The sequence below is a fragment of the Calditrichia bacterium genome (assembly GCA_020634975.1).
GTDB lineage: Bacteria > Calditrichota > Calditrichia > RBG-13-44-9 > J075 > JACKAQ01.
The window spans coordinates 74,898-89,918 of record JACKAQ010000001.1 but is presented as its reverse complement, the minus strand read 5'-3'; the positions used below and the strand labels follow the sequence as shown (position 1 = coordinate 89,918).

At 46.4% G+C, this 15,021-nt stretch carries 11 protein-coding genes; 4 read left to right on the top strand and 7 right to left on the bottom strand.

The genetic code is table 11. The features are described 5' to 3' along the window. Positions 1–118: 118 nt before the first annotated feature. The gene (locus H6629_00315; protein MCB9066237.1) at positions 119–1,819 is read right to left on the bottom strand and encodes a lamin tail domain-containing protein; all 1,701 of its coding nucleotides are present in this window, start codon (positions 1,817–1,819) and stop codon (positions 119–121) included. 182 nt (positions 1,820–2,001) lie between these two features. Between H6629_00315 and H6629_00310 the strand changes: the two genes are divergently transcribed. After that, positions 2,002–2,697 (top strand): HAD hydrolase-like protein, encoded by a 696-nt coding sequence (locus H6629_00310; GenBank protein ID MCB9066236.1) that lies wholly within the window; start codon positions 2,002–2,004, stop codon positions 2,695–2,697. 34 nt (positions 2,698–2,731) lie between these two features. Here H6629_00310 and H6629_00305 read toward each other — a convergent pair whose 3' ends face one another. Next, a complete protein-coding gene (locus H6629_00305) occupies positions 2,732–5,179 on the bottom strand; it encodes a Cache 3/Cache 2 fusion domain-containing protein (GenBank protein ID MCB9066235.1) in 2,448 nt (815 codons plus the stop codon). A 238-nt stretch (positions 5,180–5,417) separates the two neighbouring features. Between H6629_00305 and acnA the strand changes: the two genes are divergently transcribed. Next, positions 5,418–8,156, top strand: a complete 2,739-nt coding sequence (gene acnA / locus H6629_00300) for an aconitate hydratase AcnA (GenBank protein ID MCB9066234.1) — start codon at positions 5,418–5,420, stop codon at positions 8,154–8,156. 110 nt (positions 8,157–8,266) lie between these two features. Here acnA and H6629_00295 read toward each other — a convergent pair whose 3' ends face one another. From H6629_00295 to H6629_00275, 5 genes are all read right to left on the bottom strand, one after another. After that, the gene (locus H6629_00295) at positions 8,267–8,764 is read right to left on the bottom strand and encodes a cyclic nucleotide-binding domain-containing protein (protein ID MCB9066233.1); all 498 of its coding nucleotides are present in this window, start codon (positions 8,762–8,764) and stop codon (positions 8,267–8,269) included. A gap of 32 nt (positions 8,765–8,796) precedes the next feature. Further along, positions 8,797–9,279 (bottom strand): cyclic nucleotide-binding domain-containing protein, encoded by a 483-nt coding sequence (locus H6629_00290; GenBank protein MCB9066232.1) that lies wholly within the window; start codon positions 9,277–9,279, stop codon positions 8,797–8,799. 133 nt (positions 9,280–9,412) lie between these two features. After that, complete coding sequence (locus tag H6629_00285) at positions 9,413–10,294, bottom strand: universal stress protein (protein ID MCB9066231.1); 882 nt, start codon at positions 10,292–10,294, stop codon at positions 9,413–9,415. 295 nt (positions 10,295–10,589) lie between these two features. After that, on the bottom strand, positions 10,590–12,002 hold the full coding sequence (locus H6629_00280; protein ID MCB9066230.1) for a sigma-54-dependent Fis family transcriptional regulator: 1,413 nt from the start codon (positions 12,000–12,002) through the stop codon (positions 10,590–10,592). 17 nt (positions 12,003–12,019) lie between these two features. Next, positions 12,020–13,660: a PAS domain S-box protein gene (locus H6629_00275; GenBank protein ID MCB9066229.1), complete on the bottom strand. Its 1,641-nt coding sequence runs from the start codon at positions 13,658–13,660 to the stop codon at positions 12,020–12,022. A 292-nt stretch (positions 13,661–13,952) separates the two neighbouring features. On the opposite strand from H6629_00275, the gene H6629_00270 reads away from it, so the two are divergent. Further along, positions 13,953–14,432 carry a peroxiredoxin gene (locus H6629_00270; GenBank protein MCB9066228.1) on the top strand — a complete coding sequence of 160 codons (480 nt, stop codon included), beginning with the start codon at positions 13,953–13,955 and terminating at the stop codon, positions 14,430–14,432. Between the two features lie 142 nt (positions 14,433–14,574). Further along, entirely contained in the window at positions 14,575–14,970 is a 396-nt protein-coding gene (locus H6629_00265; protein MCB9066227.1) for a hypothetical protein, read from the top strand. The last annotated feature ends 51 nt before the right edge of the window (positions 14,971–15,021 follow it).

Below are 15,021 nucleotides of genomic sequence, written 5' to 3'. Positions count from 1 at the left end.
TTTTCATCCTCCGTTTGGTTCGGTCATGTTGAATGTGGTGAAATAAAATGTCGTTAAATCGTTTGAAAATTACAACGCAGGTGCAGCAATTGAAAGTAGAATATCAAAATCAACCGTACTACCGTTTGAACAAAACAACGCTTTTCACAAATTCGCGGGTTATCCTTTTCTCTGTGTTAAGCATCTGAAAATATACAACATAGCTACCGATTGGCATTAATCTCCCGTCATCCGATTTGCCATCCCAGATAAATTGCCCCTGGCTGCCAACCGGTTCGTGATTGGCGATATGCCGGACCAGCCTGCCTTTCAGATCAAAAACACGAACGTTGGCGATAGCCGTTGCGACATCCAGCCGATAGCGAATGATCAAAAAGTCTTCAAATCCGTCGCTGTCCGGGGAGAATGGGTTAGGGGAGAAGTCGATGGATTCGCCCGTTGCAGTGAGATCGATTTGCACCGAATTGGTTGCCGCCGGCGTGCTGCCGGATGCCGCGACAGATGCCGCCCAACTGGTGGCAATTTGCCCGTTAAATTCGGGGCGAATTTTTTCCAGCGTGGTACCGCGATTGACATCGCGACCGAACCATTCTGATGTGTACGGCACAAAATCGTACGTCGCGAATGATGGCCCGAGCAATCGCAACGATTCGATATCGTTGTTCAAACTGGGAAATCCGCGAACGACGATCAGTTTTTCCACCGGAAAGTTGTATTGAAACGCGGCTGCCGAATCACCGGCGAGCACAACCAGTTCGCCTGGCGAAAGCCAACGATCTTCTTCGGAAATCAAAACGGTATCGCGGGAATCCGCAAAAAACAATCGCCGCAAATTGATCTCGCTGTTCCCGAAATTCGCTAACTCGACCCATTCGTCAAACCCGGTTTCCGGGGCAAACTGGATTTCATTAATTGCCAGATCCACCGCGCCGGGATCGTCCACAAAAATGGTTTTCACAATAATATTGTTGCTGCTGTCCGCATCGCCGGGCGTTGAAACTGCGACACCAAAATCCCATTCACCGAAACCGATGTTGCGAAAAGTGCCGTTCAGCTCGACCGAATCGCTGCTGGCAATCGGTTGCAATTGCGGATAATTCTCGACGATTTCCGCCGGCTCAACGGCGCCATTTTTATTCGTGTCAAAAAATGATGTAAGCGTATAATTATCAATTATTTGTTCACCCAAATTCTTCACCCGGACAGTGAACGGAAAATCGAGCCCCTGCACAAAATCGCCGGTTTGAAAATCGAACCGTGTGAGCGCAAGATCGATCGCTTTCGGGCTGACAGAATTTGTTGTTCCGGGCGTTCCGTGCAAGCTGCGCGAGTTTTCCCATTCGTTGGAAAGCGGGTTTCGCCGCTCATCGCTGAAGCCGGGCGAATTATCTGTGCTGTATCGATACGCATCGATCGTGTCGGAAAGGGCGTTGAGCAACACCACCGTTTCCGGTGCGCTATTGGAAAGCCCGTTCGAGCCGAATGTGGCGGTTTCAAATGTGAGCCGTAACGCCGCCGCGGGGATGATGCCTTCGTATGTCAGCGATGAATCTGCGATGTAATCCGGGTCCAGGATCACGGCAAATTGCTCGGGCTGCAAAGTAAACCCGAATCCCGGCAGCGAAACGAGCAAATCAACCGAAACACTATCGCCGATAAACCAGCCTTCGAGATTTACTGCAGTCGTTCCTGCGTTGAATAATTCCACAAATTCATCGGTTCGCTCTGCGCCAACGGGGTCGAACATGACTTCCGTAATGCGAATTTGCCCGAACAATGCGCTGCACATAAATAACAGAATAACGATGGTTCTGTTCATCGCTGTTACCTTTTCAAGCTATGTTGGATCTGTTCTGATTTGTCCGTAATGGATGGCAGAGTTTACCAAAAGCCGGGAAATTATCCAATAATTGAAACGAATAAATGTCAAAAAAATTCAGTTTTATTGCCAGATGCAGACGAAAAAGTGTATTTTATCGGGCGAAAACAATGGAAGGGATTATGACGCATTCGCCAAAATTACTGCTTTTTGATATCGACGGAACGCTGGTGAGCTGCGGCGGTGCCGGAAAACGTGCCATGCTCGCCGCCGCAGACGATGTGTTGAAAAAACCGCTGCGTCACGATTTTTTGCGATTTGCGGGAATGACCGATCGCTGGATTTTGCAGGAATTGCTCCGCGAAAACGGATTTCCGGAAACGGAAGAAGTGACGCATATTGACCAGATTCTGGAAAAATATACGATATGTTTGTCCGAAGAATTGTCCCGGAACGGCTCGGTTGCCGTGCTGCCCGGTGTTGAAGAATTGCTCGCCAAAACGCGCGAAAATGGCTTTTATTGCGGACTGGTTACCGGAAATATTCGATCCGGTGCGGCTCAAAAATTGGGTGCTGTGCGGCTGTTCGAGCATTTTCAGTTTGGCGCATTTGGCGATGATGCCATCCAACGAAATTTGTTACCGCCACTCGCCGTTGAGCGGGCGAAGGCGCACACCCGGATGCAGTTTGACAACCGCGATATTTGGGTGATCGGCGATACGCCCCGCGATATCGAATGTGGAAAAATCAACGGATTCCGCACGTTGGCCGTTGCCACCGGCGGCGCTGATTTCGATACATTAAAAGCGCACCAACCTGATGCGCTTTTAGCAGATTTTTCGGATGTTGCTACCTGTCTGGCGGTTTTCGGAGCGTAAGTTGAAGTCGTTTAAATATAACAAAAACAGTGATTTAAAAAGTCACAGTTTCACTGTTCTTGGCTGCAATTTGCCGGTTTTGATCGATCACAAATTTATCCAGCGCTTTGCTCAATTCTCCGGTCAATTCATTCAACCGGTTGCTGTTTTTCGAAACGTTGTAAACGCTTTGCTGCGATTCATTTGAAATCTGTTTGATTTGATCAATACTGCGGCTGATTTGCTCACTGGTGGTCGATTGTTCCTCATTTGCCGCGGCAATATGGCTCACCATATCGATAAAATCGTTGGCGCTTTTTACTATTTTTCCCAACGCTTCACCGGCGTTCCCGGCGAGAGAAATGCCGTTATTGACCTCAAATTCACCTTTTTTCATCGCATCCACTACTTCAAGTGTTTCGCTCTGAATTTTGGAAATTTTATCGGCAATCTCTTTGGTAGCGCGGGTGGTGCGTTCCGCCAGTTTGCGCACTTCGTCTGCGACAACTGCAAAACCTTTTCCCTGGTCGCCTGCGCGGGCAGCTTCGATGGCTGCATTTAGCGCCAGCAAATTGGTTTGGTCGGCAATTTCGTCAATCACCGAAACAATTTCACCAATCTGTGTGCCGGATTGTCCCAATTTCTCCACAGATTTAACGGAAGCTTTCACAATTCCGGCAATTTCCGACATTTTTTGAACGGTTTCCTCAACCACTTCGCCGCCGCGTCGGGCGAGCAACCCATTTTCTTTTGCAACATCGGCGGAACGGGTGGCATTTTTGGCATTTTCAACAATTGTTTGGGTCATTTGTTCGATGGCTACTGAAACATCGTGGGTTTGGTCGGTTTGCATATCCGCTGCTTTCGCGAGCTCCTGGCTGAGCAAATTCAGCTCTGTTGATGCGCTGGAAGTCGTTTGAACGGCGATTTGCATCTGTTTCATCATTTTGCGGATATTTTCGATGGATCGGTTGAAACCGTCGCTCAATCGCCCGATCTCGTCTTTCCGAGAAACTGGCAGATTTACGGTGAGGTCGCCATCGGCAAATTTATCCATTTGCGCCAGAATATTTTCCACACTTTCGGAGAGATATTCGTGTTGCTTTTCTGCCGCTTCTTTTGCGGCTTCTGCAGCTTGCGCGGCTTCTTTGGATGCTTCATTTTTTGCGTTTACTTCTTCCATCAGTTTTTGCAGATTTTCAACCATCCGGTTAAAAGATCTGGCGAGAAAACCGATTTCGTCATCCAGAACAATATTGAGTTTTTGGCTCAAATCGCCTTCGGCAACTTGCCGCGCAGCGTTGGAAATTTCCTGTATCGGTTTGCCAATTTTGTTACCGAGCGCGATGGATAAAATGACCGCAATCGTGAGCATAATAAAACTGATAATTATCGCGTATGTTGTCAGTCCGGAAAGCACTTCGTCGATAACTGTGCGGGAATGTGAGTAATCGTCTTCGTATGTGCTGGCGCCGATCACCCAATCCCACGGCTCAAAATAGGTAAGCGCCGCAATTTTCATCCGGGGTTCGGCTTCGCCAATATTTTTCCAGGGATATTGCTCCATTGCAACTTCGCCCGGTTTTAGCTGAACAGATTTGTTAATGATCGATTGAATGAAAAAATTGCCGTCGCTATCTTTTGCTTCCCAAATATCTTCGCCGTCGCGTTCGCCATTTTTCGACAAAATATAGTGCCCGCGATGATTCCCTTTTCCACCCAAAACATAGACATAGCCGGATTTCCCGACGACGATGTCCATAATGCCATTCCTCAGGCTTTCCACCGATTCCTGTTTGATACCAACATAAATAATTCCGATGATTTCGCCGGCAGTGTCGAACAACGGTTTATAAGCGGTTTGATACCAGGCGTTTACAACATATGCACGTCCGTAAAATGTTTCGCCACGCATAATCGTTGAGATTACCGGATTTGCCTGCCCGTCCGGATTTACCGCCGGTATAAACGTGCCGATCGCCCGGGTTTTATCCAGTTTTTCCACATTCGTGGCAACGCGCAGCATATCGCCCCGGTCATTCATACGTTGAAAAATAGTGCAGGTACCACCAACCATTTTCTTCACTTCGTCAACCACTGCAACAGGGGTGCTCAATTGGTTGATCTGGCCAAGCCATTTTGAGCCGGCCAGCATTTTGGGCAACAGAATTTGCGATTCGTTTTTTGTGAACTGGTTGACTGCCGTCCAGGAAATTCGTTCGTTCGAAAGCCGGATACCTCCGCTATTTTTCAACACATTTTCACTGACCAGCAAACTTGCTGTCAATTGTTGTTGAATTAGCGTATAAGCTGTTTCACAAAGATTGTAAACATCTTTACTGATTTGGGTGATGTTCTCTTTTGAGAATTTGCCAATCTCATTGTTCAGATTGTCAAATACATCATTTTTTTGGGAATAAATCATCAGGGTGATAATAACAGCCGGTAAAATCCCAATTGCTGATGCAAAAATTATAATTTTCGTTTTGATGTTCACCTTCATAAATCCAAGCTCCTTTTGGTAATTGATAGCATATAAATAATCGTAGTTTTGTTGCAATTGATTAAATTTTTTGTAAAGGAATAACTTCACTTTCCGCTAAAAAACAAAAATTGTGATGGTTAGGAATATGAATGCCCGGGAGAGGAAAATCAGGTTTTATTTATCGCAAACGTTAGTCGGAACAACGCTCAAAACAGATAAAACCACTTCCATTCACATGCAAAAATTATTATCTTTAATGCTAACCGATCAACAGAAAAATGAGGAGCGATTACTTATGGCGATTTCCAAAGATAGCTTTGGGGTGTTAGATCAACTCAAGGTTGGAAACAAAACATATCATTTTTGCAGCCTGAAAAAACTGGCAGCACAAAGTGGCGTCGATCTGGCAAAAATGCCCGTTTCAATCCGGGTGTTGCTCGAAAACATGCTGCGAAACGAAGACGGACGTCTGGTAAAAAAAGAAGATATTGAAACGGTCCAATCCTATCGTGCCGACAAAGTACCAGCCAAAGAAGTGCCGTATATGCCGGCGCGGGTGGTATTGCAGGATTTCACCGGTGTTCCGGCGGTTGTCGATCTCGCGGTTATGCGCGATGCCGTTAACGACCTCAATGGGGATCCCTCGCGAATCAACCCGATTGTTCAGGCCGATCTGGTGATCGACCACTCCGTTCAGGTTGACTCTTTTGGGGTTGACGAATCGTATCTGATCAACACCGAAAAAGAATTTGAACGCAACAAAGAACGCTATTCTGTCATGCGCTGGGCGCAGGGCAGTTTCCAGAATTTCAGCGTTGTGCCGCCGGGAACCGGTATTGTGCATCAGGTGAATCTGGAATTCCTCGCCAGCGTAGTGATGACGAAAGAAGTGGACGGTAAAACCGTCGCATATCCGGACACGCTGGTTGGCACCGATTCGCACACCACGATGATCAACGGATTGAGCGTACTCGGTTGGGGCGTTGGCGGCATCGAAGCCGAAGCCGTGATGCTCGGACAGCCATACTATATGTTGCTTCCCGAAGTTGTCGGTTTCAAATTAACCGGCGAATTGCCGGAAGGCGCAACCGCCACAGACCTCGTTTTGACCGTCACAGAAATGCTCCGCAAAAAAGGCGTGGTCGGAAAATTTGTGGAATTCTACGGCAAAGGATTGAGAAATATGGCGTTAGCCGATCGCGCGACAATTGCCAATATGGCACCGGAATACGGCGCGACGATGGGCTTTTTCCCGATCGACCAAATGACGCTGGACTATTTGCGGCTCACCGGTCGCCCGGAAGCGCAAATTAATCTGGTCGAAGCTTACGCAAAAGCTCAGGGCATGTATCGCACCGATGAAATTCCCGATCCGGTTTACACAGACACGCTGGAACTGGATATGAGCGAAGTTAAGCCGAGCCTCGCCGGACCGAAACGTCCGCAGGATCGCGTGTTGCTCAGCAACATGAAACCCGCATTTGAAGAATCGTTCGAAAAGTTGTATAAATCGCAGGTGAAATCGCAACGCGATACAGCCGTTAGCAGCAAATATCATGGCGAATCGTTTGATCTGAAAAACGGATCTGTCGTTATTGCTGCAATTACAAGCTGCACCAACACCTCGAACCCGACAGTAATGGTGGCAGCCGGATTGGTTGCCAAAAAAGCGTTGGATAAAGGCATCACATCCAAACCGTGGGTAAAAACCAGCCTCGCACCCGGTTCGCAAGTGGTGCCGGAATATCTGGAACGCGCCGGATTGATGGACGCACTTCGCGCACAGCGATTTAACCTGGTTGGGTTTGGTTGCACAACCTGTATCGGAAACAGCGGTCCGCTGCCGGAAGAAATTGACGCAGCCATCCGCGAAGGCGATCTGGTTGCCTGCTCCGTTCTCTCCGGTAACCGGAACTTTGAGGGACGTGTTCACCCGACGGTTCGCGCCAATTATCTGGCATCACCGCCGTTGGTTGTTGCATACGCACTCGCCGGAAAAGTCGATTTCGATTTCGCTACCGAACCGCTCGGCAACGACCAAAATGGAAACCCGGTTTATTTGAAAGACATTTGGCCAACCCTGAAAGAAGTTCGCGAAGCGGTGGAAAGATCGCTCTCGCCGGAAATGTTCAACGAAAAATATGGCGCAGTTTACGATGGTGATGAAAACTGGCGCTCGTTGCGGAACGGCAAAAGCCAAATTTATCATTGGGAAGAAGATTCGACCTATATTCGTAAACCCACTTTTTTTGACAATATGCCGTTGAAACCGGAAAACCCGGAAGACATTAAAGGCGCACGAGTGCTCGCATTACTCGGCGATTCAGTTACCACAGACCACATTTCGCCGGCAGGCGCCATCGCCAAAAATAGCCCCGCCGCCCGATATCTGGAAGCCAACGGTGTTGAATGGAAAGATTTCAATTCATTCGGCTCTCGTCGGGGCAATCACGAAGTAATGGTGCGCGGCACGTTTGCCAATATTCGCATCAAAAACCAGTTGCTGGACGGCGTGGAAGGCGGTTACACCGTGTATTTCCCGAATGGCGAGCAGATGTTTATTTACGATGCTGCAGTGCGCTATCAACAGGATGGCACGCCGCTAATCGTGATCGCCGGAAAAGAATACGGCACCGGATCCAGCCGTGACTGGGCTGCAAAAGGCACATTTTTATTGGGTGTAAAAGCAGTGCTGGTTGAAAGTTACGAGCGAATCCACAGAAGCAATCTGATTGGCATGGGCGTGTTGCCGCTGCAATTTTTGCCCGGTGACAGTTACGCCAGTCTGGGGTTAACTGGTCGGGAAACGTTTGATATCTCGGGTATTTCCGATGATCTCGCACCCGCCAAAAAACTGAACGTAACCGCAACGGCGGAAAATGGTTCGGTGAAAAAATTCCAGGTGCTTGCCCGTTTGGATACGGATGTTGAAGTTGATTATTATCGCAACGGCGGGATTTTGCAAACCGTTTTGCGTCAGATTATCAACAGCTAATAACCGAAACAATAAGCTTGCAATAAAAAAACCCGCTTTTTTCAAAGCGGGTTTTTTATGTTATTAACCCTTCAGCCAATTAAACCCTAAACCCTAATTGTATGGAAACACTAAAGGAGAGATTGCCATTTTTGGCGCTCGAGCACCGGTTCTTTATAAATATCGTAAACTTGCATCAATTTCAGGCGGGTAGATTGCAGGCGATGTTCCATCACCATTGCAATACGTCGCATCACGTTAAAACCAATTTCGTGATCTTCCTCGATCATTTTCAGCAAAAATTTGCCATCGATGTTCAATGCCGTGATTTCTTCTTCTGCGCGGGCATCAAAATGCCAGCGATGCGGCGGATACAGCCAGGACCATCCCAAAACATCCTGTGCATCAATGCGTTCAATATTTACCGGTCCGCGATTCGGTACATGAACTTCCAGCGAAACCATCCCGTTTAAAATCAAATAGAACTGGCGGGCATCTTCACCCTCTTTAAAAATAAATTGTCCGGCATTAAATTGTATAAATGAACTCCCTTCCGCAATTCTGTTGAGTTGGGAATCGTTAAATTCTTTAAAAAAAGGATGTTTGCTGAGGACCTCTTTTACAGTCATGTTACATCTCCTGGTGATTTAGCCGGTTTATGCTACAAATTGTTATGTTCCAGCAAATAGTGCATTTTATAAATATCCCAAAATTGAATACGGGTTGCAGACAGCCGTTTGGATACAATTTGCAAAATTCTGCGGCTGAAATTATACCCGATTTCATGCTGAAATTCGAACATTTGGCGCAGCTTAACGGCATCTAGCATAATGGTTTTACTCTCTTCCACTGCCTTTGCATCAAATTGCCAGTGATACGGCGGAATCAGCCAGGACCAGCCGAGCACTTCGCCATCGGTAATTTGTTGGATATTTACGGGGCTGTGTAATTTTGGATCGAACCCGACACTGACCAAACCGGTTTCGACAAGATAAAAATTGTCTGCATTGGTGCCTTGCCGAAAAATAATTTCGTTTTCAGAAAAATTTTTGTGTTCGGAAATAGGGATTAGTTTTTCGATAATATCATCGCTAAATCCTGATAAAAAGGGATGCTTTTTTAAAGCGTCATGTATGGTTTCCATAACCAACTCCCGGAAACGGCCTTAGTTGAATAAATTGTCATTCTATCGGGTAAATTTACCCGGGGATCAAAAATCGATTTCAACCCCCGGATAGCCCCCAGAAAGCCATTATTATTTGGCTCCCCTCAAATTTTCAGTTCGTTCTTTCGATAGTCAAAACCGGAGTTTTTGCTAATCTTACGACTCGTTCGGTTGTGCTGCCAATGAGATAATGATCCAGCCCGGTTAATCCGCGGGTGGCCATCACAATCAAATCGATTTCGTTGTTGTCTGCATAATCCACGATGTTGTGATAGGCCGATCCTTCCAAAATCAGGCAGGTTGATTTGTGTTTGTTTCCGGCAAATTCCTTCAGCCGGGTCATGCTGCGATCTTTCAATTTCGGATCCAGCGACAGCAGTGTTTCCGCGCCGCCGGCAAAATAGGACGGATGAAATTCGTTATAAATCGAATGCAGGTAAACCAACTCGGCATCGAAACGATTTGCCAGTTCTTTCGCATATTCGACAGCGTTTTTGGAGTAATCCGAAAAATCTACAGGCACCAGAATTTTGTCAATCCGAAACGGTTTTTCAAAATAGTGGGTGGTTAAAACCGGCACCGGCGAAAGGCGGACAACTTTTTCAGCAACGCTGCCATATACCCATTTTTTTAAACCGGTTCTGCCGTGTGTTCCCATTACTACAAGATCAACAGGGTTTTCCTTTACAAATTCCAGAATGGAATCGGCTGCGGAAAATCCGCGCAATACTTTGGTTTCCAGCTTCACTCCGTGTTCTTCGGCAGAGTCTGAATGTGCTTTGAGTAACTGACGCGAGTCATTCTCTTTTTCTTTAATGTATTCGCTGTATTCATGAAGTTGCAATCCGTTATCGCCTTCTTCATGAAACAGCAGAATGGAGTGCAGCAAGGTTATTTTGGCGTTGTATTGCGCCGCAATCAGGAATGCACTTTCGACAGCTTTGTCAGAGAACTTGCTAAAGTCTGTCGGCACTAAAATGTTGTTAAGCTTCATCACTGATTTCCTCCTGCAATATTATTGCTTCTGATACTATCTACAAATAACCTGCCAAAATAGATTTGTAGCGTTAAGTAAATGTATTTATTGAATATACGTAATGGAAAAATCGTGAGAATAGTAGCCACATTTCGTAGCAAAAACACTATAGAATAGGGCTTAAAGCAAATGTTTATAACGGTTTACCCGGGATGAAGGAAGGTGTGCAACAGGCGATTTGTGGCACCGGTTTTGCCAGTGCCAAATTGATCGCGGAAAAGATGTTTTGATTGATCGATGAAAATACGGTGTTTTAGCGTTTAGAGCGGCTCAGGCGGTTGTTCAAAGCGCGGCGGCTGATTCCCAGAATTTGTGCGGCGATCACCTGATTGCCGTCCGCACGGCGCATTGCCTCGTTAATCAGCATGTTTTCGGCGGTTTTGAGCGTGGGCAACTGTTCGGAAAAAATAATCTGGTGATCCACCGGAACCAAATCCGGGTTTTCCTCGGCAAATTCAATAGTGTGCCCGATTTTATCGCGGATGGATTCGATAGACAGCACATGCGATTTGTGCCGGCTGACAGCATCAAAAATGAGGCTTTCCAATTCGCGAATATTTCCGGGGAAATGATAGGTTTCCAACAGCGGATACAGTTCGCGGGGTGGGGTAGGTGTGGCTTTCCCTAAAATGGTCGATGATTTTTCGAGGAAAAAATCGACGAGCATCGGAATATCCTCTTTGCGATGCCGCAATGGCGGCACCTCCACCCGGTGGGTTTGTAAACGATAAAATAAATCTTTACGGAATTTTCCGGTTGTCTGAGCTTTTTCCAAATCGGCGTTGGTTGCGACAATTACGCGGGCGTCTGTCGGTTTGGGTGTATCGGAACCGATCGGATAATAACGCCCTTCCTGCAGCAGCCGCAGCAGCTTTACCTGTGATTCCATCGCCAGGTCACCAATTTCATCCAAAAATATCGTGCCCCGGGATGCCTGTTCAATCAACCCTTTCCGATCGGAATCCGCGCCGGTAAACGCTCCTTTTTTGTGCCCGAACAGCGTATCGGAAAACAGGTTGTCGTCCACGCCGGCAACGTTCACCGGAACAAATTCGCCGTGGCGCTTGCTCACTTTGTGAATGGCCCGGGCAATTAATTCTTTTCCCACACCGGTTTCGCCGGTAACCAGCACCGGCAGCGGACTGCGGGCAATGGCTTCGGCGTATTGGAAAATCTGGCGCATGGTTTTGTTGCGGGTGATGATTTCGGAAAAAGCGTCCGGATCGTCCAGTTTATCGGATAGCAGGTAATCTTTCAACATCTGGTTTTCGAATTGAACACTGCGTAACTCGATCGCTTTGCGGATGGTGGTTACCAGCCGCACGTCATCAACCGGTTTTATCATGTAATCGAACGCGCCGTCTTTCATGCAGCGCACTGCCAAATCCACTTCGTTGATCGCCGTTAAAATGATGACGGTTGTGTTCGGAAAATCTGTAACGACTTGCGGCAGCAATTCCCAGCCTTTCACATACGGCATGGTTAAATCTAACAATACGATGGAAGGGCGCAGCCTGGCGATCATTTCGATTGCTTTCCGGCTGTCGGAGCAGGTGTATGTGTTATCGATGCCCTGGGAATTTAGCGTAAATTCGGCGCTTTCCAAAAACTGGGTTTCGTCATCAATTAACAAAACGGGTTGATGCGGATAGGGTTGTTTTTTCATAATGTTGTCAATGGTTTCTAACTTTTTTCAGCCGTTACGGAAGCGTCAGTTTTGGTCATATCTCCGGTTTTTTCGCCCGGATGAACGGGCAATTTTACGGTTACCTTGGTTCCTTTATTCAATTCAGATTGGAAATTTAATGTACCGCCATGAGTTTTCACAATATTATAACAAATTGATAGCCCCAGACCAGTTCCGCCGGATGATTGTTTGGTGGTAAAAAACGGATCTGTAATATGGGCAAGGTTTTCCTGTGAAATACCGGTGCCTTCATCGCGAACACAAATGCTGACGATTAAATCTTTCGGGTGAAATTTTGTGGTAATGTTCAGTTTTTGCTGATTTTCGGTTAGTGATTGACAGGCGTTGGTCAATAAATTGATGATAACTTGTTCTAATTGCTGAGAGTTACCGCGAATTTGCGGGAGCTGCTCTCCGGGAATAAATGCAAAATCATCGGTTGTTTTTTTGATCAAATTATGAACAATTATGATGGCAGATTCAATAACTTCGTTGATATTTACGCTTTCGTTTAGCTCGCCGCTGTCTTGCCTCGCAAAATCTTTCAGGCTGCGAATAATCCTTTCGATGCGTTTCGCGCCCTCCGAAACACCGTCAATTAAGCGAGAAATTTTCTCATATGCCCGGCTGAACGGCATCCCGGCAATCACAAAATCGCCCTCGTTTTCGTAATGCGATTCCAATATCGGCGCGATGTCGTTCCATACTTTTGAGAATATTTTACCATTGAGCATGATAAAACTGGTCGGATTATTTATTTCGTGGGCAACGCCGGAAACGAGAATGCCCAAAGTAGCCATTTTGTCTGCCTGGGCAAGCTGTTGCTGGTGCAATTTTGCCTGCCTTTGTGCTTTTACCTGCTCGGTGATGTCTTCGCCGGAGCAAAGGATTCCGGTAACTTTCTGATGATCATCTCTTAACAACACGTTGCGCCAACTGATAATCCGCTCTTCACCGGATCGCGTTTTGATTAAATGATCGAAAGATTCATTTGTCGCCCGGTTATCGGTTAATATTTTCCGGTAGTGATTTCGGATAAAATCCCGTTTGTTTTCCGGAATACATTTGTCAAACCAGTTTTGTCCGATCAACTCTTTTTCGTCATATCCGACAATTGCGCAGCCGCGTTTATTGATCATTCCGATGGTTTCATCTTTATTGATAACCATCAAAATAACACCTGCGATATCCAGATATTCCTGAATACGGATTTTTTCGCGCTCAAGCGCTTTTTCGGTTTCTTTGCGAAGGGTGATATCAATAATAAAACTGAGGACAAAAACGCCTTCGTCCGTTTTGATCGGGCTGAGGCTGGCTTCAATGGGAAATTCCGATTTGTCTTTTCGCAAACCCACCAAATCACGCCCGACACCCATTATTCGGCGGCTAGGCGATTTCAGGTAGTTTGTGCGATGCGATTCGTGGTGATTGCGAAACCGCTGCGGTATTAAAATTTCCAGGGATTTGCCAATCAGCTCATTTTGTGAATAACCGAACATTTCGCCAGCGCGACGATTAACCAATATTATTGCACCTTTAGCATCTGTAATGATAATGCCTTCCGATGCAGAATCAATTAAGTTGCTGTACGTTAATTTATCTTCTATGAGTGTTTTGAACAAATTTTCACGATTCATATTGGATTACGTAAGTGCCGGTTATTTGGTTAGTGTTCAATTTTTGACTGAATGCATGCGTTGTAAATGGGAGCTGTCAGTCAGGAAAAAAAGTAAAATTGCTTTTAGATTGTTTCAAAAATCGGAAAAATAATGTATGTCAAAATGAACAAAATGTCAAAGGAAAATTGGCTATTCGCTAACGGTTCCAAACGAAAATGCTCACTTTTGAAATGGCTTGACATCGTTGGTTTCCAACGATAGTTTGAGTTCTGGTGTTTATTATCAAACTATGATTCTGAGGAGGTTTACCATGGAATTTCTGCCCAAAATTAATCAGCCGGCACCTGCGTTCACCATACCGGATGCGAACAATTCGCCCGTCCAGCTGTCTGATTTTAGCGGCAAATGGGTGGTGCTGTATTTTTATCCCAAAGATAACACGTCAGGATGCACGCTCGAAGCACAAGAGTTCAGCGCGGCGCTTCCGGATTTCGCAACATTAAACGCCGTTGTGATCGGCGTTAGCCCAGATAGTTGCCGGAAGCATACCAATTTCATCAAAAAATACGATCTCAAAGTGATGTTGTTGAGCGATGAAAGCCACGAAATGCTGGAAAAATATGGCGTTTGGCAGGAAAAATCGATGTTTGGCAACAGATATATGGGTGTCGTGCGATCGACCGTTTTAATTGATCCGAATGGCATCGTTCGCCAAGGTTGGGAAAAAGTTAAGCCGGAAGGTCATGCCGCCGAAGTGTTGGAAACGATAAAAACGCTAACACAATCATAACCTTTTTGAGAAAAAAATGAACAACATTGATGCGAAATTACTGAATTCAGAAGTCAACGGAATAAACCTGAAACCGGGAACATTTGCCGACCAGCTTGGCGACGAACCGGTGTTGCTGGTTTTTTTACGGCACTTTGGCTGACTGTTCTGCCGGGAAACGGTTGAAGATATCCGCAAAGCAGCGGAAAAAAATCCGGACTATCCCGATGTGCTCTTTTTTTATCAGGGCACTGTGGAAGACGGACAATCTTTCTTCGACCGATACTGGCCGGAGGCTCGGGCAGTCTCCGATATCCCGTTACATTTTTACCACGGTTTCGGCATTAAACGCGGTGGAATCATGGAAATTTTTTCGCCGATGTCGGTTGCCTGCAGCATTCGTGCAACCGCAAAAGGACACACCATTGGCAAGCCTGTCGGCGATCCGATGGTGATGCCGGGGCTTTTTTTGGTGAAAGGCGAATCGGTTTTGTGGACCCATAAATTCAACCACATCGGTGATCATCCGGATTTCGCCAAAGTTGCGCAAATTGTGTAACTGTGTGTTTTGAATGTGATTCATTGCCAAAAAAAAGAGATCTCGTCCGGC